Annotated in this window: 17 protein-coding genes and 1 tRNA gene; 8 read left to right on the top strand and 10 right to left on the bottom strand. The window is 65.9% G+C overall.

All coding sequences use genetic code 11. The annotated features are described in order from the left end of the window. The first annotated feature begins 70 nt into the window (after nucleotides 1-70). Together ACOQPE_RS05530 and ACOQPE_RS05525 are read left to right on the top strand one after the other, a co-directional pair. Nucleotides 71-1,825, top strand: a complete 1,755-nt coding sequence (locus tag ACOQPE_RS05530) for a uracil-xanthine permease family protein (RefSeq protein WP_420610869.1) — start codon at nucleotides 71-73, stop codon at nucleotides 1,823-1,825. Nucleotides 1,826-1,871: 46 nt separating this feature from the next. After that, a complete protein-coding gene (locus ACOQPE_RS05525; RefSeq protein ID WP_420610868.1) occupies nucleotides 1,872-3,680 on the top strand; it encodes a UGSC family (seleno)protein in 1,809 nt (602 codons plus the stop codon). A 280-nt stretch (nucleotides 3,681-3,960) separates the two neighbouring features. Here ACOQPE_RS05525 and ACOQPE_RS05520 read toward each other — a convergent pair whose 3' ends face one another. Next, nucleotides 3,961-5,124, bottom strand: a complete 1,164-nt coding sequence (locus ACOQPE_RS05520; RefSeq protein ID WP_420610867.1) for a hypothetical protein — start codon at nucleotides 5,122-5,124, stop codon at nucleotides 3,961-3,963. 151 nt (nucleotides 5,125-5,275) lie between these two features. Between ACOQPE_RS05520 and dndE the strand changes: the two genes are divergently transcribed. Together dndE and ACOQPE_RS05510 are read left to right on the top strand one after the other, a co-directional pair. After that, nucleotides 5,276-5,635, top strand: a complete 360-nt coding sequence (dndE, locus tag ACOQPE_RS05515; protein WP_420610866.1) for a DNA sulfur modification protein DndE — start codon at nucleotides 5,276-5,278, stop codon at nucleotides 5,633-5,635. A 179-nt stretch (nucleotides 5,636-5,814) separates the two neighbouring features. Then, nucleotides 5,815-7,197, top strand: coding sequence for an ATP-binding protein (locus ACOQPE_RS05510; RefSeq protein WP_420610865.1), 1,383 nt, complete (start codon nucleotides 5,815-5,817; stop codon nucleotides 7,195-7,197). Here the strand turns inward: ACOQPE_RS05510 and ACOQPE_RS05505 are convergent. The 9 genes from ACOQPE_RS05505 to ACOQPE_RS05465 all read right to left on the bottom strand — a co-directional run bounded on the left by ACOQPE_RS05505 (nucleotide 7,175) and on the right by ACOQPE_RS05465 (nucleotide 17,814). Further along, nucleotides 7,175-9,142 (bottom strand): cell wall-binding repeat-containing protein, encoded by a 1,968-nt coding sequence (locus tag ACOQPE_RS05505; protein WP_420610864.1) that lies wholly within the window; start codon nucleotides 9,140-9,142, stop codon nucleotides 7,175-7,177. The two genes, ACOQPE_RS05510 and ACOQPE_RS05505, sit on opposite strands and share 23 nt — an antisense overlap. 133 nt (nucleotides 9,143-9,275) lie before the next feature. Then, on the bottom strand, nucleotides 9,276-9,653 hold the full coding sequence (locus tag ACOQPE_RS05500; protein ID WP_420610863.1) for a cytochrome C oxidase subunit IV family protein: 378 nt from the start codon (nucleotides 9,651-9,653) through the stop codon (nucleotides 9,276-9,278). 11 nt (nucleotides 9,654-9,664) lie between these two features. Continuing rightward, nucleotides 9,665-10,348, bottom strand: coding sequence for a cytochrome c oxidase subunit 3 (locus ACOQPE_RS05495; protein ID WP_420610862.1), 684 nt, complete (start codon nucleotides 10,346-10,348; stop codon nucleotides 9,665-9,667). After that, a complete protein-coding gene (locus tag ACOQPE_RS05490; protein ID WP_420610861.1) occupies nucleotides 10,341-12,404 on the bottom strand; it encodes a cytochrome c oxidase subunit 4 in 2,064 nt (687 codons plus the stop codon). The genes ACOQPE_RS05495 and ACOQPE_RS05490 overlap by 8 nt, the downstream gene beginning before the upstream one ends. Nucleotides 12,405-12,430: 26 nt before the next feature. Next, nucleotides 12,431-13,621: a cytochrome c oxidase subunit II gene (gene coxB / locus ACOQPE_RS05485; RefSeq protein WP_420610860.1), complete on the bottom strand. Its 1,191-nt coding sequence runs from the start codon at nucleotides 13,619-13,621 to the stop codon at nucleotides 12,431-12,433. After that, entirely contained in the window at nucleotides 13,621-14,409 is a 789-nt protein-coding gene (locus tag ACOQPE_RS05480) for a hypothetical protein (RefSeq protein WP_420610859.1), read from the bottom strand. The genes coxB and ACOQPE_RS05480 overlap by 1 nt, the downstream gene beginning before the upstream one ends. A 7-nt stretch (nucleotides 14,410-14,416) precedes the next feature. Continuing rightward, the gene (locus ACOQPE_RS05475; RefSeq protein WP_420610858.1) at nucleotides 14,417-15,037 is read right to left on the bottom strand and encodes a cytochrome c oxidase subunit 3; all 621 of its coding nucleotides are present in this window, start codon (nucleotides 15,035-15,037) and stop codon (nucleotides 14,417-14,419) included. Then, on the bottom strand, nucleotides 15,037-16,803 hold the full coding sequence (locus ACOQPE_RS05470; RefSeq protein WP_420610857.1) for a cbb3-type cytochrome c oxidase subunit I: 1,767 nt from the start codon (nucleotides 16,801-16,803) through the stop codon (nucleotides 15,037-15,039). The genes ACOQPE_RS05475 and ACOQPE_RS05470 overlap by 1 nt, the downstream gene beginning before the upstream one ends. 111 nt (nucleotides 16,804-16,914) lie before the next feature. Beyond that, nucleotides 16,915-17,814: a heme o synthase gene (locus ACOQPE_RS05465; RefSeq protein ID WP_420610856.1), complete on the bottom strand. Its 900-nt coding sequence runs from the start codon at nucleotides 17,812-17,814 to the stop codon at nucleotides 16,915-16,917. A 36-nt stretch (nucleotides 17,815-17,850) separates the two neighbouring features. Between ACOQPE_RS05465 and ACOQPE_RS05460 the strand changes: the two genes are divergently transcribed. The 4 genes from ACOQPE_RS05460 (at nucleotide 17,851) to ACOQPE_RS05445 (ending at nucleotide 19,793) form a co-directional block, all read left to right on the top strand. Beyond that, on the top strand, nucleotides 17,851-18,846 hold the full coding sequence (locus tag ACOQPE_RS05460; RefSeq protein ID WP_420610855.1) for a COX15/CtaA family protein: 996 nt from the start codon (nucleotides 17,851-17,853) through the stop codon (nucleotides 18,844-18,846). 4 nt (nucleotides 18,847-18,850) lie between these two features. Next, nucleotides 18,851-19,159, top strand: coding sequence for an ATP-dependent Clp protease adapter ClpS (gene clpS, locus ACOQPE_RS05455; protein ID WP_420610854.1), 309 nt, complete (start codon nucleotides 18,851-18,853; stop codon nucleotides 19,157-19,159). Nucleotides 19,160-19,218: 59 nt separating this feature from the next. After that, complete coding sequence (locus ACOQPE_RS05450; RefSeq protein WP_420610853.1) at nucleotides 19,219-19,707, top strand: DUF2017 family protein; 489 nt, start codon at nucleotides 19,219-19,221, stop codon at nucleotides 19,705-19,707. Between the two features lie 13 nt (nucleotides 19,708-19,720). Next, nucleotides 19,721-19,793: transfer RNA gene (locus ACOQPE_RS05445), tRNA-Glu, on the top strand. Nucleotides 19,794-19,801 lie beyond the last annotated feature (8 nt).

Below are 19,801 nucleotides of genomic sequence, written 5' to 3'. Positions count from 1 at the left end.
ACCGGCCCCGCACGCTCCCGATGGGCTCGGAGTGCTTGCGCTTCGGGACATGACTTGCGAGCATCCTTCAATGCAGGAACCCGCAACAACCCCCGGTCGTCACATCCGCTTCGAAGCCTCTGACACACCCCCGCTGCCGATCACCGCCGGACTCGGCTTGCAGTTCGCCATCCTCGCCATCGCCGGCATCGTGCTGACACCTGCCATCGTTGTCCGGGCCGCCGACGGATCAGACGCGTACTTGGCGTGGGCGGTGTTCGCCGCCGCAGCGATCAGCGGCATCAGCACCATCCTGCAAGCCGTGCGGTTCGGACGCATCGGCGCGGGATACGTGCTGCTGATGGGTACATCCGGAGCCTTCATCGCGGTGTGCGTCACGGCGCTCGTCGACGGCGGGCCGGGGCTCTTGGCCACCCTGGTCGTTGCCTCGTCGCTGTTCCAGTTCCTGCTGGCTGCCAAGCTCGCCCTGTTCCGGCGATTGTTCACGCCGACCGTGGCCGGGACTGTGGTCATGCTCATCGCAGTCTCGGTGATGCCGCTCATCTTCGACATGGTGGCTGCGTCACCCGAAGGCGCGGCCGCGGCGAGTGCGCCCGTCAGCGCTCTCGTGGCCGTCGGCGTCATTGTGGTGATCGCGCTGAAGGCCCGCGGCAGTCTCCGTTTGTGGGCGCCAGTCATCGGCATCGTGGTCGGATCGACGGTTGCAGCATTCTTCGGGTTGTACGACTTCGATCGGATTGCCGGTGCGGGCTGGATCGGACTGCCCGACGGCGGCTGGCCCGGTTTCGACTTCACGTTCGGATCCGAGTTCTGGATCCTCCTGCCGGGTTTCGTGTTCGCCACCGTCATCGGCGCAATCGAGACCATCGGCGATTCGGTGGCCATTCAGCGGGTGTCCTGGCGGCGGCCAAGAGCCGTTGACTACCGGGCAGTGCAAGGCGCCGTCGCCGCCGACGGCACCGGCAATCTGCTGTCGGGACTGGCCGGCACGGTGCCCAACACCACCTATTCCATGAGCATCTCCGTCACTGAGCTGACCGGAGTGGCAGCGCGCCGGGTGGGCGTGGCCATCGGTGCCGCGTTCATCGTGATGGCGTTCGTGCCCAAGGCACTGGCCACGGTGATGGCGGTGCCCGACGCCGTCGTCGCGGCATACGCAACGATCCTGCTGGCGATGCTGTTCGTGACCGGCATGCAGATCGTCATCGCCGACGCCACCGACTACCGCAAGGGGCTGATCGCGGGCTTCTCGTTCTGGATCGGCGTGGGCTTCCAGAACGGCGTGATCTTCCCCGAGTACCTGTCGGGCTTTGCCGGCGGCTTCCTCGAGAACGGCATGACGGCCGGCGGGCTCACGGCCATTGTCCTGACGCTGTTCACCGAGGTCGCCCAAGCTCGCCCTCAGCGGATGCGCTGCGAGTTGACGGCCCAGTCATTGCCGCAGGTTCGGGTGTTCCTGGGCCGCTTCGCCGACCGCAACGGCTGGAACCGGTTGATGTCGGACCGCCTCGACGCAGTGGCCGAGGAGGCGCTGCTGACACTGATCGACGCCGAACGGCCTGCTGGTGCAGGCGAGGGCCGCACTCTGCGGTTGACAGCGAGCAAGCAGGACGGCGGTGCCGTCCTCGAGTTCGTGGCCGCGGCGAGCGAGGAGAACATCGAGGACCGGCTCGCCGTGCTGGATTCGCACAGCGCCGAGAGGCCAGTCGAGCGAGACCTGTCCTTGCGGATGCTCCGGCATCACGCAGCATCGGTGAATCATCAGCAGTATCACGAGGTGGATATCGCGACCGTCCACGTTGACGTGCCCGACCCCAGAGGCTGAGCCGAATGGCGAAGCCGTGGCCCGAGCGGCCCGTGAGCCCAATCACATGGGGATCGGGAACAAGAGCGGGAAACAACAGCCATTGCGCCGGCAGGGGGATGCTCCCATGACCGAACCGTCCTACGACGTCGTGTGGCCCGGAGCGCCCTCAGGCATCGAGCGCCGGAACTTGGCGCCGAGGCTCGACACGCTTGACGGCAAGCGGATCGGGTTCCTGTGGGACTACCTGTTCCGGGGCGATGAGCTGTTCCCGATTCTCGAACGCGAGCTGGCTGCCCGCTACGAGGGCGTGACATTCGTCGGCTACGAGACGTTCGGCAACACCCACGGCGGCGATGAAGCCGCCGTCATCGACCGCCTGCCCGACTCGCTGCGTTCACGAGCTGTCGACGCCGTGGTGTCGGGCATGGGCTGCTGAGGCAGCTGCACGCCCGCCGTGGCGCGGGCAGCAGTCGCATCCGAGGTCGCAGGGGTGCCGTCGGTCTCGATCGTGTGCGAGAGCTTCGACGGCCAGGCCATCGCGACCGCACGCGGGTTCGGGTTCGAAGGGTTGCCCTTGGCAGTCACGGTGGGCCACGTAGACGCCCAGTCCGCTTCGGACATGGAGAGCAACTTCGTCGATCACACCGTGGACGCCATCGTCGCCGGGCTGACCGGAGCGTCCGCCGCACGCAACGGCACGAACGGAACGGCTTGGCCCGGCGATCAGGACATGGGCGAATCGACTGCCTTGGGCCCGTACGACACAGCGATCAGCGGTTCGGTGGACGAGATCAACGACGCCTTCGCCGAGCGGGGATGGTCCGACGGCCTGCCGATCGTGCCGCCGACGCGGGACCGGGTCGAGCGCTTCCTGACCGGCACGGGTTTGGATCCTCAGCAGTCGCTGGGCATTGCCCGAACGACCGGCCGCGACATGACCGTGTGGTCGGTGGCAACCAACGCCGTCATGGCGGGCTGCGAGCCACGACATCTCGGTGTGCTGCTCGCCGCAGCACGCATCCTGGCCGACCCGCACTACGGAGCTGAGCACTCGGGCAACACCACCGGCGCCGACGCGCTGATGATCCTCGACGGCCCGAGCGCTGCCGGCCTCGGCTTCAACTCCGGCGTCGGGGCACTGCGCGACGGTGTGCGCGCCAACACCAGCGTCGGCCGCTGGCTGCGGCTCTACCAGCGCAACGTGTTCGGTTTCACTGCGGCCGAGCACGACAAGTCCACCTTCGGGAACTCGTTCCGCGTGGTGCTGTGCGAGGACGCCGCCGCCCTCGCCGACATCGGTTGGGACCCCGTCAGCGCCGAGTTCGGCTTCGGCCGGAACGACGACGTGCTGACCATGGCCCGCTTCAACAGCGGTGCCATTGTCGGCAGCGCGTTCGGCTCGACACCCCACGAGATCGTGCCGTATCTTGCCGACGGCTTGGCGCGGATCACCGGTTGGGACCTCGGGCACCTGTACGGGCTCGGGCGCATGCACTACCGGCCGCTGCTGGTGCTGTCGCCGATCCTGGCGCGCACCTGCGCGGCAGCCGGCTGGACGAAAGCGAACCTGGCCGAGGCGCTCTTTGAGCACGCTCGCATCCCGGCATGGCGATTCGAGAAGCTCATCGGCGAGTGGACCAACCTGGCGGCAGGCCGCCCCCGGCTCACCGACGTGGTCGCGGCCGGCGATTTGCCGTCGCAGTTCGCAGCCTCAGATGATCCCGACCGCCTGGTGCCGATCGTCTCGGAGCCGGCGAAGTTCGTCATCGCGGTCGCTGGCGACGCGAACCGCACCAACGCCTACGTGTTCAGCCACGACGGCCCCCACGGCGACTACACCGCCGTCGCGGTCGAGCAGCTCAGCCGCAGCTGAGTTTCCTAGTCCTCGTCAGACGGAGGAGGGCTCACGGGCGGCTTGCTGACGGGTGGCGAATCGTAGATATCCGTCGGAACCTGCTCAGGCGGGAATTCCTCGTCTGGCATGTAACCGCCACGACGTTCGAAGAGTCCTACGCCCCTGCTATCGCGAGCCATTGCTGTCTCCTTGGTTGAGCGGTGTGAACTCGAGCGTCTCTATATCGTCCCACTTGACGAGCAGTCCAGTGCGCAGCCGTTGACTTCCGGCCCACATCGGCTCGCCGCGTGGCCGGACATCAGAGGTCTTCGTCGGACTCGCTGTCGCTGCTCTCGGCAAGGCTGAGATCAGCATCTGCAGCCCACTCATCGAACTCGCTGCCCCCAATGTTGAACCACTCCGACAGCGCCGTGCGCAGCGCTGCTGTCACCTCGACGGTGGCTGCCAGCAGAACATCGTCCCTACTCAGATTTCGGCCCCGTCGAGCCTCTTGGACACGCTCGTCAATCAGCAGTGTTGCGTAACGGGTTCGCGCAAGGTTGCGAAGTTCGAGCAGGAGTTCGGCATCCACACGGCCTCCGGCTTCCGCATACGCAGCGAGTCCTTCCGGCGTGACCGCGATTTCGAGCCACTGGTATCGAAACTCGACCGATCGGTCGGGATTCATGTTCCGGACACGGTTGAACGGGTGCTCGACACGCTGCGCCAAGCAGAGCCTGCGCGAGCGGCCACTGCTGCCCCGCCCCGCGAGACCGGCGTTGATGGCAGCCGTCAGGCTGCGCGCTACGCCGACGATCCCCTCGCCCTTGGCACCCGACTTTCGCGCGAGTGTGGCAAACGTGAGCGCCAGGCCAGCTTGACATGCCTGAGTGCTGACCACGCTGAAGAAATCGTCGCATGCGGCGGTGTCATCTCCGGCGAACTCCTCGCTGAGGTATTCCGTCGCCCTCAGCTGTCTGAACGCGTCGCGCTTGGATGTCAGGTGATTCCATGCCTTCACCACATCAGGCGTCGAGTCTCCCATCCCGCCATCATCGGTCCAGCGGCGGAAGCTATTCAAGAGAATCCAGTACATCCCGACGCCTTCAAAGACAGCCTCCCTCGCCAAGGCATCAACCGCGCTCTCGTCGGCAGGCTGCCATTGCTCAGCAAGTGCGGACAGCGCGTTCGCGTGGACCCGATACGGGAGCACGTTGCCGAGGAGGTGCAGGAGGCCGCGGCCCCATCCCTGGAGGAATCGTTCCGTCAACCCACCCACCGCCTCGCGCGGAAAGCTGAAGCGACTGAGCTCCTCCCTGTCGAAGGAACCACGGCTAGTGGCAATGCTCGCCGGGAAGAGCGTTGTCACGTCAAGTTGCTCTCGAAAGAACGTGTCATTAGTGAGCTCAGGCGGCCGACCCCTCACCGGCAGGTTGACGTTGTCGACGTACTTTTCACCGAGGAAGAGGGCCCGCTCGACCATCTGAACGAATGCCTGGAGCGACGAGATCGCCGACCACTTCGTCGGAGGCCCGGTGCGTAGTGTCGGGTTGTCGTACTCAATCGCGGCAAGTGGCAGGTCGACCTTCGTCCCCTGCAGATCGTTGAGAGGGGCACCCGTCGATGTGGTCCGCGTGGACGAACGCGCAAAGATCCATCTGACGACGCTTAAGCGCCGCACGGGAATCAAGAACTGGAATGTGCTGTGCCGCTGGGCCCTGTGTGCTTCTCTCGCCGAGGAATCGGCTCCAGCGCAACAAGACATCGGCATGATGTCGAGCGTCGAGATGTCCTGGTCAACCTTCGGAGGAGCATCGGCTGACCTCTATGCAGCGCTCGTCCGAGCGCGCTGCGAGGCAGACGGCATTGAGCAGACGCCGGACGCTGTCGCGAATCAGTTCCGGCTGCACTTACACCGAGGGATCAAGTACCTGATCGGTGATGAGGACACCAAGTCGCTCAGCGGGATGATCTCACTCGCAATCCGGGACTAGCCGAGAGGGGGCTGCCCCGTGCGAGGCACGGTCAGCAGTTCACGCTGGGGCTGAGATCGCAGCATGTTGTCGAAAACTGACATCGCATGATGTTGCAAATCGACATTATGAAGTGTTGCAAACCGACATCACAGGCTGTTGCAAACCGACATTCCAGACTCGGCAGCTACGCTCGCTGCATGGACGGCTACTTGGAGCGGCTCGCTGACCCGCTGATCGCGGAATTGCTCGAGACGCTGCCGGCTGTATCGCTGGTCGGTCCGCGGGCGGCGGGCAAAACAACAACCGCCCTCCGGCACGCCAGCACAGTCATCCATCTCGACCGTCCAGCCGAGGCCGAGGTAGCAGCAGCGGATCCCGATGCAGCGCTCGACGGGCTCGCGGAACCCATCCTGCTGGACGAATGGCAGGAGGTGCCCGAAGTTCTCGGGGCGGTGAAGCGCGCGTGTGACCGTGATCCCCGTCCAGGACGCTTCATCCTGACTGGATCGGTACGAGCCGAGACCGATCATCGGACATGGCCGGGCACCGGAAGGGTGACTCGCGTAGAGATGTTCCCGCTGACCGTCGGCGAACTGTCAGCCGCGACAGCACCCATGCTCGTCGACCGCGTCGTCGAGGGCGACCCCACGCTGGCCGCGCCAACCCGCTGGGCCGTCGATGCGATCGGCGGCTCACGCGTCACGGGCTCCGCCATCGACATCCGAGACTACGTGCGGATGGCCGTGCGAGGCGGGTTCCCACAAGCGGCCCTCGGCACTCCCGAACGTGCCCGCCGACGATGGCTGGATACCTACGCCGCGGAGATCGTCGGCCGTGACGCCGCGCTCGCTGGCAACGGTGTCGACCGCAGCCGGCTGGGACGCTACTTCGCGGCATACGCCCATCAATGCGCTCGCATCGTGGACGACTCGCTTCTCTATACGGCTGCCGGAATCGACCGGCGCAGCGCGCATGCGTATCTCGACCTGCTCGAGCGCATCTATGTGGTCAGCGAACTGCCGGCGTGGTCATCGAATCGCACGAAACGGCTCGTCAAGCGCCCGAAGCGGTTCCTCGTGGATCCTTCGCTGTTCGCCGCGGCGACGGGCACCACCGAGGCTGGGGCGATGCGCGATGCCGACCTGTTGGGCCGCCTTCTCGAGACGTTCGTCGTCGCTCAGCTTCGAGCACAGGCCACCGTCAGCGAGCATCGCTGCACGCTGCATCACCTGCGGCAGCACAACGGTCGACACGAAGTCGATGTCGTGATCGAACTCGATTCCGGGTACATCATCGGCATCGAAATCAAGTCCGCCGCCGCCCCGTCCCGCCATGACGCCCGACACCTCGCCTGGCTGCGCGACGAGGAAGGCAGCCGATTCCTCGCAGGCCTTGTTCTTCATACCGGCCCGGGCATCATGCCGTTCGGGGACCGCCTGTGGGCAGCACCGATCAGCACGCTCTGGTCTTCGCACTCTCCCAGTGAGCAGCGGGCGTTACCCGCCTGTCAGCCTGATGACGAACGTACTGCTGCGCCGAATCAGCCGGTCGAACACATCACGCACCGTCGGCACCGGTGACGAAGATTCGGCTGTATCGATAGCCCATCTCGAAGGTGTTGAACAGAATCAGCTGTCCGTCCGGTGACCAGTCAGGGTTGATCTCATCACCCTTCAAGTCAGTGATCTCGGTGACCTGCTTGGTACCAAAATCGAAGACGGCGATGTTCGATTCGCCGACCACCGAGCGGCCGCCTCGTTCTTCGAAGATGCTGAATGCCAACTGGTCACCGTCGGGCGACCACGACAGCTTGCTCCAGCTATTGAGTTCATGATCGATCGGCAGTGGCTCGATGTCAGTCCCATCGGGATCCATGACCGCCAACTGCCCGTTCCACTCCAAGGCAATCCGGGAACCGTCGGGCGACCACGATGGGTGGGTCTCGCTGAATGGACCTCGGGTGATTTCCCGAAGGTTCCTGCCATTGGCATCCACCGTCGCGATGAACCACTCGATGCCTCGCCTGCCCTCAGCGGACTCTTCGGACCATGTCTGCCGGCTGAAGACCAGCTTGCGCCCATCCGGCGACCACGTCGGCATGCTGTCCTCGACGGCGCCAGTCGTCAATTGCTTTGCGCCAGTGCCGTCAGCTCCCACGGTGAAGATGTGCCTCCGATCGAAACGGCGGCCCTGCGAGCGTTCGTCCGTCCACAAGACAAATGCGATCTTCGAGCCATCAGGTGACCACGTCGGTTCGACAGCGGAGCTCCCAGGCTCACCGAAGACGACCCGAGCATTCGAGCCATCTCGGTCCGCCACAACCACAGAACCTCCGGACGAAAACGCGATCTGCTTGCAATCAGGCGACCAATCCGGTTCTCTGGCGATACTGGTTCTCCCGCCCACGACTTGCTGCGGTCGATCCGCGGAACTGCCGCCGCAGCGTTGGGTCGCAGTTTCGCTTGCTTCGGGTTCTGGTGCGCCGTCTCGCATCACGTATGCGTCAATGGCAGCCTGTGAGACGGCTGCGTCCCCGCCGAACACGGTCACGCTGACAACGCCACTGTCAACGGAACCGCGAACGCCGTCGAGATATGCCGCTGTGCTCTCTGGGATTTTCTTTGGATCAGTGAGTACCAGCGGGGCGCACTGACGGGCCATCAGCGGCGCAGCGCTGAAGGAGTCGAACGGGACCCGAGCGCGCGCCAACCCGACGCGGCCGCTGCTGAAGCACCCGTCGCTGCTGTGCTGTGCGGCGAACTCGCCGGTCAGAATCGCCGTCTCGAAGCGAGTCGCGCCCGCCGTGCGGTTCACTGCAATGCCCATCTCGCTGATCGACGTCTCGACGGCCCCCGAGAGCGCTGCGGTGCCGCCCATCAAGACGACGCTCGAAATTCCGGCGTCCTGCAGATAGCCGGCGACTGCGCTGTGCAATCTGTCCTGTGGCGTGAGGAGCACCGGGTGGGCGCCGCGCGCGGCGAGCGGGCCGGCCACCAGCGCATCTGCGAAGACCTCGCCGCTCGCGATGATCGCCGTGGAGCCGCGGTCGCCCAGCGTGCCGACGTCGCCGAGACGCTCCGCCACCGAGACGCTGGTGAGAAACTGATCACTGCCGCCGATGCGTTCAACGGTCAATCCTGCGTCTCGCAGCTGCTCGTCCACTGCCGCATCAATCGAACGAGTCCACTCGGAGTCGGTGCTGACGAGCAGCACCTTTGACACACCGACACGATCCAGAAACTCCAGAGCGTCGTCGCGCACCTGATCGGGAGGAGTCATCAGCACAGGTGCTTCGAGGCTCCCAGCCACCGATGCTGCCGCGACGGCCTCGTGCCAACTCCGTCCCGACACCATCACTGCCCAGTCGAGCGAGTCGCCCGCGTCCGCAGCCAAAGCTTCCGCCACGAGCAGCGATGTCGCGTAGCGGTCCGCACCGCCGTAGCGAATGAGCTCTACGACGGCAAGCTCAGACTCACCGGACTGGGCGGCCGCACCAGGCACGACCACGAGAGCGGTCACGCTCACCAACAGAGCCGAGCAGACGGCGCGCACTGCATTCGTCCGGCTCATACGCCTCATTCGGGAAACGCTAACTGCGCTCCTCCTCTTGTGCCGTAGAGAGCGGCAGCCGGCGCGACCCAGCCACGCGCAGCGAAGCTCAGCAGTTGAGGTTGGGACTGAGGTCGCAGCCGGATGGGTCGGTCCAGAACAGCATGGAAGTGCCCATCGCCGCGTAGACCGCGATGGCGAGCACCAGCCCTCCGACGAACATCCACGTGAACAGCTTGTTATCGAAGCGCAGGTGCATGAAGTAGGCCACGACGATCTCGAACTTGACGACCATCAGGATGAGCAGCAACGGGACCTCGAGCGCACCCGGGGGCGCGAAGTAGATCAGCACCTCGGCCGCCGTGAGCACAGCGAGCAGCAGGGCGACCTTGATGTAGCCGAAGTCGCTCAGGCCGTGGTCATGGTCGTCGTGAGCCTCGTCGGCATCGTGGATCTCTTCGGATGCGGCTTCGGTGGCGGTGCTCATCGCTGCACTTCCTACGGGATCAGGTAGACGACCGCGAAGATCACGATCCAGACGATGTCGACGAAGTGCCAGTACAGGCCGATGATCTCGACGGTCTCCGCCCGCTCAGGACCGATGATGCCCCGATTCACCATGGCCCACAGCGTGACCAGCATGATGATGCCCAGCGACACGTGGACGCCGTGGAAGCCGGTCAACGTGTAGAAGGCCGACGACGAGATGCTGACGGTGAAGCCGAGGCCTTCCCGGTAGAAGCTCGTGAACTCGTACACCTGACCGGCGATGAACACGGCACCCTGCGCTGCAGTCGTCAGCAGCCACAGCTTGCAGCGCTCCATCTCGCCTCTGGCGATCGCCGACACCGCGAGCACCATGGTGAGCGAGCTCATCAACAGCACGAACGAGCTCACCGAGGTGAACGGGATGTCGAACAGGTCGGCCGCTTTCAACGACCCCTCGCCCGACAGCGGTTGGCGGTTGCGCAGAAGCAGGTATGTCGAGATCAGCGCCCCGAAGAGCAGGCAATCCGAACCCAGGAAGGTCCACATCGTCAGCTTCTCGTTGGACAGGCTCGTGGTGGGCGGGACGATCTCGTATTCGTCCCACTCCGTGCGCGGGTAGGCGATCTGCGGCCCGTCGCCTTCGGCCGGTTCGACGGCGGATGCCGTGCCGGCGGTCGTGGGGGTGTCAGTCACCGGCGGCCTCCCCGTTTGCTGTGCTGGCTGCCAGCACGCCGTTGTGGTCGTCGTGGCCGTCGGGTTCGCCGCCGTGGTCATCGTCGTGGTCGCCATGCCCGTCGTGGCCGTGGCCCGCGTCGGGATCGGTGGCCGGCTCAAGGGTCCAGCCGAACATGGAACCGACCAGCAGCAACAGCCCGATGCCGGCGATCCACAGGTTGTAGATCAGCCCGAACCCGATGAGCGGCATGCCCGCCGCCAGCACGATCGGCCAGTACGAGGGCGACGGAAGGTGCGGGTGCTGATCGCCGAGCTGGGCGATGTCGTTGCCGTAGGCAATCCGTCGCAGCTTGCCGGTCTCGTCGGGCTGGTATTTCTTGTGCCAGAAGTCGTCGACATCGCTCACCACGGGCACGTAGTCGAAGTTGTGCTCGGGCACCGGCGACGGAATGGCCCATTCGAGCGTGCGGCCGTCCCACGGGTCGGCTCCGGCCCCCGGCTCCAGACCCCGGCGGTAGCGCCCCCACGTGCGGAAGATGTTGACGGCCAGGATCACCATGGCGATGAGCATGAAGAAGTAGCCGATCGTGGCGATCTTGTTCCAGAACTCGAAACCGTCGAATTCGCCATAGACGCTGTGCCGCCGGGCCATGCCCTGCAAGCCCACGATGTGCATCGGCCCGAACGTGACGTTGAAGCCCAGGAGCATGAGCCAGAAGTGCCAGCGGCCGAGCCGGTCGTTGAGGTGGTAGCCGAACGCCTTGGGCCACCAGTAGTACATGCCGGCGAACATGCCCATGAGGGCGCCGCCCACGAGCACGTAGTGGAAGTGCGCCACGATGAAGTACGTGTCGGTCTGCTGGGTGTCGGCGGGCGCGATCGCATGCATGACGCCGGACAAACCGCCGATCGTGAACATGGCCACGAGCGACACCGAGAACATCATCGGCACGGTGAAGCGGACCTTGCCGGCCCACATGGTCGCGATCCAGTTCAAGATCTTCACACCCGTCGGTACCGCAATGAACATGGTGGTCGCCGAGAACGCCGCCACCGAAACCGGCCCCATGCCCGAGGTGAACATGTGGTGCGCCCACACGCCCCATCCCATGAAGCCGATGGCCGCGCCCGACAGCACCACGATCGGGTAGCCGAACAGCGGCTTGCGGCTGAACACCGGCAGCGTCTCGGACACCACGCCGAATGCCGGCAGGATCAGGATGTAGACCTCCGGATGGCCGAATATCCAGAACAGGTGCTGCCAGAGCAGCGGGTCGGCGCCCGCGTCGACATTGAAGAAGTTGGCGTCGAAGGTTCGATCGAATGTCAACAGGATCAGCGCCACCGTGATGACCGGCAGGGCGAAGACCAGCAGGAACTGCACCACCAGGATCATCCAGGTGAACACCGGCATGCGCAGCAGGCTCATGCCCGGGCAGCGCATGTTGATGATGGTCACCAGCAGGTTGATGGCACCAAGCAGCGAAGCAATGCCGGCGATCTGCAGGCCTAGGGCGTAGAAGTCCATGCCGTGGCCGGGGCTGAAGGACATGCCGGTGTTGGGCGCATAGGCGAACCAGCCGCCGTCGGCGCCACCGCCCAGGAACCAGCTGAGATTCAGGAAGATGCCGCCAAAGAAGAAGATCCAGAGGCCCAGCGCGTTCATGCGCGGGAAGGCCACGTCCCTGGCGCCGATCTGCAGCGGTACGAGATAGTTCGCGAACGCGTTCGCCAGCGGCATGATCACCAGGAAGACCATGGTGACGCCGTGCATGGTGAACAGCTGGTTGTAGAAGTCGGCGCTGATCACCTCGCCGTCGGGCGCCCACAGCTGCAGGCGCACCAGTCCGATCTCGAGGCCGCCGATCAGGAACCAGAACAGCGCGAGGGCGCCGTACATGATCCCAATCTTCTTGTGGTCCACCGTGAAGAGCCACTCGCGCCAGCCGGTCGCGTGCGTGGGACGAGCGAAGACGCCGGTGCGCGGTGAGTCGTCGTGATCGGAGGTGCCGTCAGCCACCTCGAGCTCGGTGCCCGGTGCTTCACTTTCCGGCTGATCGGTGATGATTGCCATCAGGTCGTTCTCCTAGGCCCTGCTCATCAGGGCAGCACCGGCGGGCTGCCGAGGGTCTTCAGGTAGGCCATCAGATTGTCGAGGTCTTGATCGGTCAGCACCTCGGAGAAGTCCAGCATGCCCTGCTGGTTGTCGGCACGAGCCGGCTTCATGTCGGGCGCGTTGCGCACCCACTCACGCAGCTCGGCAACGTTGAGCTTGAGACTTCCGTCGGGATTGCGCAGGTATGCCCCGTCGGGCCCGGTCTGGTAGGTCTCGTACAGCGCTCCGGCAAAGGCCGTGCGGCTCATCAGGTTGGTGAGATTCGGCGCGATGCCCGCGAGCAGGTTCGCATTGCCCCCCGCCGCGCTCTCGTAGGCACCGTCGACGACATGGCAGCTGATGCAGTGGGTCTCGAACAGTGCCGCACCGGCTGCTTCGGGCGATTCCTCAGCAGGTGCCACTTGCGCCGCTAGCTGCCCGGCGAGCTGTTCTCGCATCCAGCGATCGAAGTCCTCGGGAGTGAGCACGATCGTGCGCATCTGCATGTTGGCGTGGCTCAGCCCGCAGAACTCCACGCACTCGCCGTAGAAGATGCCCGGCTCGTCGGAGCTGATCCGCCAGTGGTGAACCCGGCCGGGCACGGCGTCTTTCTTGCCGTTCAGCTGGGGGATCCAGAACGAGTGGATGACGTCGTTGGAGTGAATCTCGAGGTTGACTTCTTCGCCGGTTCGGATGACCAGGTCGTTGGCCGTGACGATCTCGTAGCGGCTGTCTTGGTCAAGGTTGTATTTCTTGATCTCGTCTTCGTCGAGCTCGTAGGTGAACTGCCACCACCACTGCTGGCCCTCGACCTTGATCGTGCGCCCGGTGCCTTCGTCGGCGAGCGCGAACACCGTCGGCAGCGTGAAGATCGTGAGGAACACCAGCAGCGCCGTCGGGATGATCGTCCACGTCAGCTCGGCCTTGCGATTGCCGTGGATCTGCGGCGGCAGGTCATCGGGGTCGTCGGTGGGCTTAGCCCGGAACTTCACGATGATCGCGAAGACTGCGGCAGCCACGAAGATGCCGACGCCGACCGCCATCCAGCCCGACAGGCGCATGAGGAAGTCGATGTCGCGGGCTTCCTGCCCGATCGGATCAGTGGCATCGAGGCGACCAGTGGCACAGCCTGCCAGCAGCAAACCGAGCAACGCCGGTATGAGCAACCGCCAGCGTCGAGCAAAACGAGTGCCCATCACTCGTGCCCTCCGTCGGACTCGCTCATCTCGCCCGATCCGTCGGCACCGTGATCGTCGGATTCACTGTGATCGCCAGCTTCGGCGTGGCCGCCGACATGATGGAACTCACGCTCGCCGATCACGGCTGAGGTGATGCCTGCAACGATGAGCGCAACGCCACCCAGTACCAGCATCGAGGCCGTGACGGCGCGGCGCAGCTGCGGTTTCGCATACACCAAGAAGGCGAACGCCAAGATCACCGCCGCAATCACGATGGCTGCATAGCTCGCCGCCGTCTTGCTGACCGTCAGGAAGATGCGGGACGCGAGCACCACCGGTATGGCGATGCCCAGCGCGCCGTAGAGCGAGATCTCGAACGGTCGCAGCAATCGTGCGCGTTCGACCGCATTCGATGCCGCATCGGTGGACAGGTGCTCCGCCCAGGCGCTCATGGTCCACTCGATCGCGGAGATCAGCAGCAAGGCCACGCCCGCGATCGTGAGCAGGGAGTCGGTCACCAGCCCCACCATGAGCACGCCCATGCCAACCGCTGCCATGATCGGCCAGTACGCCGGAGTCGGTCGGTGCTCGTGCGAGTGCTCCCGGTCGAGCGAGTCGCCGTCGCCCACCGTCAGCGCCAGGGCGAACAGCAGGGCGAAGGCCCCGGCGGCCACACCCAGCACGATCGTGGCGTACATCACCACATGACCGGTGCCGTCCATGCCCGTGAGCACGCCGACCACGACTGCGGCCGCGGCAGCCAGCGCGATGCGCCCGGCGAAGTACCTGCTGGCGATGCCGACCATCGATCCCCTACTTCACCACGTACACGACGTACCAGGTGGCGGCCCACGCAAGCACGGCGAAATCCCAGAAGAAAACCGCTGCACCGAGCGGCGTCGAACGGTCGCGGCCCACGCTGCCGCCCAGCGATCGAAGCGTCATCAAGCCCAGGTAGAACATCCCGACAATCAAGATGGCCAGTGAGAGCCCGGTGACCGCGTATGCCAAGGTCGCCCATTCGCCCGAGCCGATCTCGAGCTCCATGCGGTTCAGGCTGAACATCACCATGTTGAAGAAGGCGAGCCCCATCACCAGGGTGAGCGCCATGCCCACCCAGGTGTGGCCGCGTTCACCGCGGCCGCTGGCCCACACCGCCCAGTGCGCCGTGACGACCGAGACCAGCAGGGTGATGAGCGCGTAGACGAGCTGCGGGTTCGGCACCGATTGGCCGGCGAGCCAGTCGTGGCCGGGGTCGATGCCCGAGGCATGCCGGCGCGCCATGTAGTGGCCCAGTGCCCCGGCGACCGCCATGGCTCCGGCCGCGATGGCGAACCCGGTGCCGACGAGCTGGCTGCGGGGGCGCGGCGGCGGGCCGGGAACGCTGTAGCGCCCCGGCTGCGAGGTTTCGACGGTGCCCGTCGTGTCCGACATCAGGCCGGCACCTCTTCTGCGTCGCGTTCGGCCGCGGCCCCCGTCCCGTTGAGCCCGTTGCCGTTGAGTTCAGCATCGAGCAAGGGGGTTCCCGAGGTGAGCTCCGGCAAGGCCGCAGCAGGGCCGAGCGGGGGCGGTGAGGGCAGCAGCCACTCGGGCGTCAGCCCGTCCCACGGGTCGGCCTCGGTCTCGGCACCCTTGCGCATGGCCACGCTCACGAGCAGGTTCAGCACCACCAGCGCCACGCCGACCAGCACGATGACGACACCGACGGCACCGAGCGCCGACAGGCCTTCAGCGCCCGAATCGTCGACCTGACTCGCATAGCGAGTAGTGAGCAGCGGCGCGCCATAGACGAATTGCGGCTGCTCGGTGAAGACGCCTGACAGCGTCGGACCCAGCCACGCCACCAGGGCACCGCCGCCGATCGCCAGCAGGCTGGCGAACCCTGCAAGCTCTGACAGCCGCCGGCCCCAGATCTTGGGTGCCCACCAGTGCAGCGCAGCCAGTGCGCCGAGCAGCCCGGCGCCGTAGATGAGCAGGCTCTGCTGGCCGGTGACCCAGGTGGTGAATCGCAGCGGGGCGTTCCCATCGGTGCCGCGTCCTGCGATCTGCAGCCAGTCCACGCCGGCGCCGATCAGGCCCACCAGTGCGGCCACGGCGATGAGCGTTCCTGCGCCGAACGCAGCGACTACCGCCGTATTGGGCCGCGTCAGTGACACTGCGCCGCTGCGAGGCCGCGGCCGGTTGCGGCTCTGCCACAGCGTGAAGCCGAGCAGCGCCAGCAGGCCCGAGACTCCTGCGAGGGCGCCCGCATACAGGCCGACCAGCACGATGCCCTCGAGGCCGTCGACGATGTCGGTGCCCTCGTTGGTGATGCCGAAATTGGCCCACGCACCGAAGCCGAAGAGCCCGACAAGTCCCATCGTGAAGTAGAGCGCCAGCGGCTCGAAGACCCAGCGGCGGGCGGCGGCCAGCATGATCTCAGCGACCACGCCGAGCACCGGCACGACATAGATGAACAGCTGCGGCGTGCGGTACATCCAATCGATGCGCGACCAGATGCCGTAGTTGCCGCCGAGAAAACGGGGGCCGTAGCGATGTTCGATATAGAGAATGACGATCTGGCCGAGCACCACGCCGAGGCTCACCACGAGCATCGACGCCGTGACGAGCGCCGACCAGGCGAACGGCGGGGTGCGGTCCATGTACATGCCCGGCGCACGCATGGTGAGCGTGGTGACGGCAACACAGATCGCTCCGGTGAGCAGCGAGATCACGAGCCCTGCAAGCGCCAGCAGGTGCAGATCCACCCCATCCGAGAAACCGCCGCCGGGACCGCCGTTGGCGACGTACGCCCCGACGAGCACACCTGCCGACACCAGCCAGCCCCAGAACGACAGGGCCGCCGCCCGCCCGAAGGCGACGTTCGGCGCTCCTACCTGCAGCGGGACCACATAGATGGCGATGCCCAGGAACAGCGGGATGAGCATGCCGAACACCAGGGCGTCGCGGGTGAATGTGAAGACCTGCACAAACGAGTCGGCGTTCAGGACGGTGTGGTCGCTCGACGAGGCCAGGTCGAAGCGCACGAGCAGATCTGCGACCGCGCCGGCCAGGGCGAACAGCAAGGAGCAGGCGATGAACAGCCGGCCGATGCGCTTGTGGTCGGCGGTGTTGAGCCAGCCGAACGCCGTCGGGTCTTCTGCCGGGACGGCCCCGGCAGATCCCCCCGAATGCGTCGCTTCGGTAGTGGCGTCGGTCATGCGGCGAAGTGATTCCCGGACTCGGCTGGCAGCGCCGCTTTGGGGCGACGCCAACGGGGCACTCTAGCGACCCGCGGCCCCCTCAACCAGATTGTTCGCAGTACGGCTTCATCACCAGCTGAGCCGAACGACCACGTCGACAGCCATCGCCGCGAACAGCAGCCCCAAGTACGCGATCGAGGTGTGGAACACACGCATCGCGGTCTGGGGCGTCAGCGCACGCCACAGCGTCACGAGTTGCCATCCGAAGGCAGCGCCGCCGGCCAATGCGACTGCCCAGTACAGGCCTCCGGCACCGGCGACCACGGCAAACCACAGCGACAGCGCGATCACCGCGAGGGTGTGCAGCGTCATCTGGATCAGCACCGAGCGCTCACTGGCCACCGACGGCAGCATCGGCACCTCGGCGGTGTCGTAGTCGTCGGCATAGCGGATGGCCAGCGCCCAGAAATGCGGCGGAGTCCAGAAGAAGACGATCGCGAACGCGATCCAGGCCTCGAGCGACAGCGTGCCGGTCACGGCCGCCCAGCCGACGAGCACCGGCGCGGCACCCGCCGCACCGCCGATGACGATGTTCTGGGCCGACGACCGCTTCAGCCACAGCGTGTACACGAACACGTAGAACAGGCACGCAGCCAGCGCGAGCAGGGCTGCGAGCAGATTGGCGCCCCACCACAGAATCCCGAACGCTGCCGCTTCGAGCACCACGCCGTAGATCAACGCAGCGCGCGGTGTCACCGTGCCGACCACCAGTGGGCGGTGGGCCGTGCGAGCCATCGTCGCGTCGATGTCGCGATCGATGTACATGTTAAAGGTGTTGGCGCCGGCCGCCGACAGCGTGCCGCCGACCACGGTGAACAGCATCAGCGCGAGCGAGGGCACGCCACGTTCAGCCACGAACATCGGCGGCACCGTCGTCACCAGCAGCAGCTCGATGATGCGCGGCTTGGTGAGCGCGACGTATCCCCGCAATGTTGATCCACGCAGTGTTGGGCGCAGCGCCGCCAGCATTGCTGTGAGGCTACGAGTCGCCCCTAACGTTTCAGCGTGAATTTGCCGGACCCGTCGCCGCCGCAAGGGCGCAGGCGGTACGTCACCCCCGAGCGCTTCGCCGTGATCGCGCGCTGGGCCCTGTGGTCGCTCGTAGCGATCGTCGTCACCGGATCGCTCGTGCGGCTCACCGGCAGCGGCCTGGGATGCAGCGACTGGCCGACCTGCGAACCCGGCGAGTTCGTGCCCGCGGCCGATTTTCACGGCTGGGTGGAATTCGGCAACCGCATCGTGACCGGCCTGGTGTCGGCGGCTGTCGTTGTGGCGGTCGCGGCGTCGTGGTGGCGGCGACCACGCCGGAGCGACTTGGTGTGGTGGTCGCTGGGCCTGGTGGCCGGCGTGGTCTTCCAGATCGTTCTCGGTGCTGTGACCGTGCTGACTCACCTGTCCCCGCCGATCGTGATGTCGCACTTCCTGGCGTCGCAGGTGCTGGTGTCGGCTGCGGTGGTCTTGCAGCATCGAGCATCTGGCGGGCAGCCGCCTGGCAGCATCGGCACGGTCCGGCTGCCGACCCAGGTCCGGACGCTCGCATGGCTGGCTGCAGCGCTCACGGCCGGGGCCCTGTGGACTGGGACGGTGGTGACCGGCACCGGGCCCCACGGCGGTGACGAGCATGTCGAGCGCCTGCAGTACGCCCTGCCGTCGGTGGCCCGCATTCACGGCATCACCGTGGCAGTCCTGGCTGCGGCCACCTTGCTGCTCGCCTTGCGGGTGCGACGACTGGCCGCGACAACGGGGGGCGAGACAGCGACCGAGCTTGGCCGGCGCGTTCGGATCGTGATCGGCGCGATGGCCGTGCAAGCGGCGATCGGGTACGTGCAGTACTTCAATGAGCTGCCCGTACTGCTCGTGGCACTGCATGTCGTCGGCGCGACGCTGCTCACGATCACGATGACCCGCTTGGTGCTTGCAGCAGAGACGCGACGGCACGCCTCAGCGGAGACTGGCGTTGCCGAATCGGTTGGCATCGCGGGCCGCGGCTTCGCAGAATGAACCCGTGAGCCCGACCGCTCCAGCCGTTGCCGACCCCGAAGTTGTCCGCGATCCGACCAGCGAAGACGAGCACAGCACTGACGTGCCGTGGGTGGTGCTGGTCTGGAACGACCCGATCAATCTGATGAGCTACGTCGTGTACGTGTTCCAGAAGCTGTTCGGCTACAGCGAGGCCAAGGCCACCGAGCTGATGCTGGACGTGCACAACAAGGGCCGTGCCGCAGTCGCGTGGGGTTCGCGTGAGAAGGCCGAGCTCGACGTCTTCAGACTCCACGAATACGGCCTCTGGGCCACCATGCAGAAGGACAGCTGAGCTGTGCTCGCCGCGCTGCATCGACGACTGGGCGGCGGCAGTCTGACGGCGGAGCTCCCGTGAGCGGCACACGGTTCGGTGCTCGCGGCTCGCTGGTGAGCGTGCACCTCGCCGACTGGGAGCGGCGGTTGCTGGCCGAGATGGTGGGCGAGCTGCGATCCAACCTGCTCGACCACACGCCCGCGCGCGACGGCGGCGACGGGCTGGACCCCTCGTTGCGCCGCTTGTTCCCGCCCGCCTACCTCAGCGATCCCGACCGTGATGCCGAGTATCAGCGGCTGATGCGCGACGATCTGCTGGCCGAACGCCTCGAGCACCTCGATCTGCTCGACAGCACGCTCGCCGCCGACCACCTCGACGACGAGCAGATCACCGCTTGGATGCAGGGCCTGAACGAGCTGCGCCTCGTGGTCGGCACCCAACTCGACATCTCCGAGGAGGACGATCCTGCCGAGATCGATCCCCACGATCCCGCACAGCGGCCACGGCTGCGCTACCACTACCTCGGCGGGCTGCTCGCAGAACTCATCGACGCCACCACCGCGTAGCCTGAGACGCCCTGCCCCCATCGTCTAGCGGCCTAGGACACCGGCCTTTCACGCCGGCGGCACGGGTTCGAATCCCGTTGGGGGTGCTGGACTC

The organism is Candidatus Poriferisodalis sp. (assembly GCF_965219595.1).
In the GTDB taxonomy this organism is placed as follows: Bacteria; Actinomycetota; Acidimicrobiia; order Acidimicrobiales; family Poriferisodalaceae; genus Poriferisodalis.
Note: the sequence above shows the minus strand (reverse complement) of the source record. Positions and strands in the feature narration are given on the sequence as shown.

Bases quoted from the DNA above. Each gene is read 5' to 3' on its own strand.
- ACOQPE_RS05490 (WP_420610861.1), bottom strand. From the start codon at position 12,404: ATGGCAATCATCACCGATCAGCCGGAAAGTGAAGCACCGGGCACCGAG.
- coxB (WP_420610860.1), bottom strand. From the start codon at position 13,621: ATGGGCACTCGTTTTGCTCGACGCTGGCGGTTGCTCATACCGGCGTTG.
- ACOQPE_RS05475 (WP_420610858.1), bottom strand. From the start codon at position 15,037: ATGTCGGACACGACGGGCACCGTCGAAACCTCGCAGCCGGGGCGCTAC.
- ACOQPE_RS05510 (WP_420610865.1), top strand. From the start codon at position 5,815: ATGGACGGCTACTTGGAGCGGCTCGCTGACCCGCTGATCGCGGAATTG.
- ACOQPE_RS05465 (WP_420610856.1), bottom strand. From the start codon at position 17,814: ATGCTGGCGGCGCTGCGCCCAACACTGCGTGGATCAACATTGCGGGGA.
- ACOQPE_RS05480 (WP_420610859.1), bottom strand. From the start codon at position 14,409: ATGGTCGGCATCGCCAGCAGGTACTTCGCCGGGCGCATCGCGCTGGCT.
- ACOQPE_RS05520 (WP_420610867.1), bottom strand. From the start codon at position 5,124: ATGGTCGAGCGGGCCCTCTTCCTCGGTGAAAAGTACGTCGACAACGTC.
- ACOQPE_RS05500 (WP_420610863.1), bottom strand. From the start codon at position 9,653: ATGAGCACCGCCACCGAAGCCGCATCCGAAGAGATCCACGATGCCGAC.
- ACOQPE_RS05530 (WP_420610869.1), top strand. From the start codon at position 71: ATGCAGGAACCCGCAACAACCCCCGGTCGTCACATCCGCTTCGAAGCC.
- ACOQPE_RS05470 (WP_420610857.1), bottom strand. From the start codon at position 16,803: ATGACCGACGCCACTACCGAAGCGACGCATTCGGGGGGATCTGCCGGG.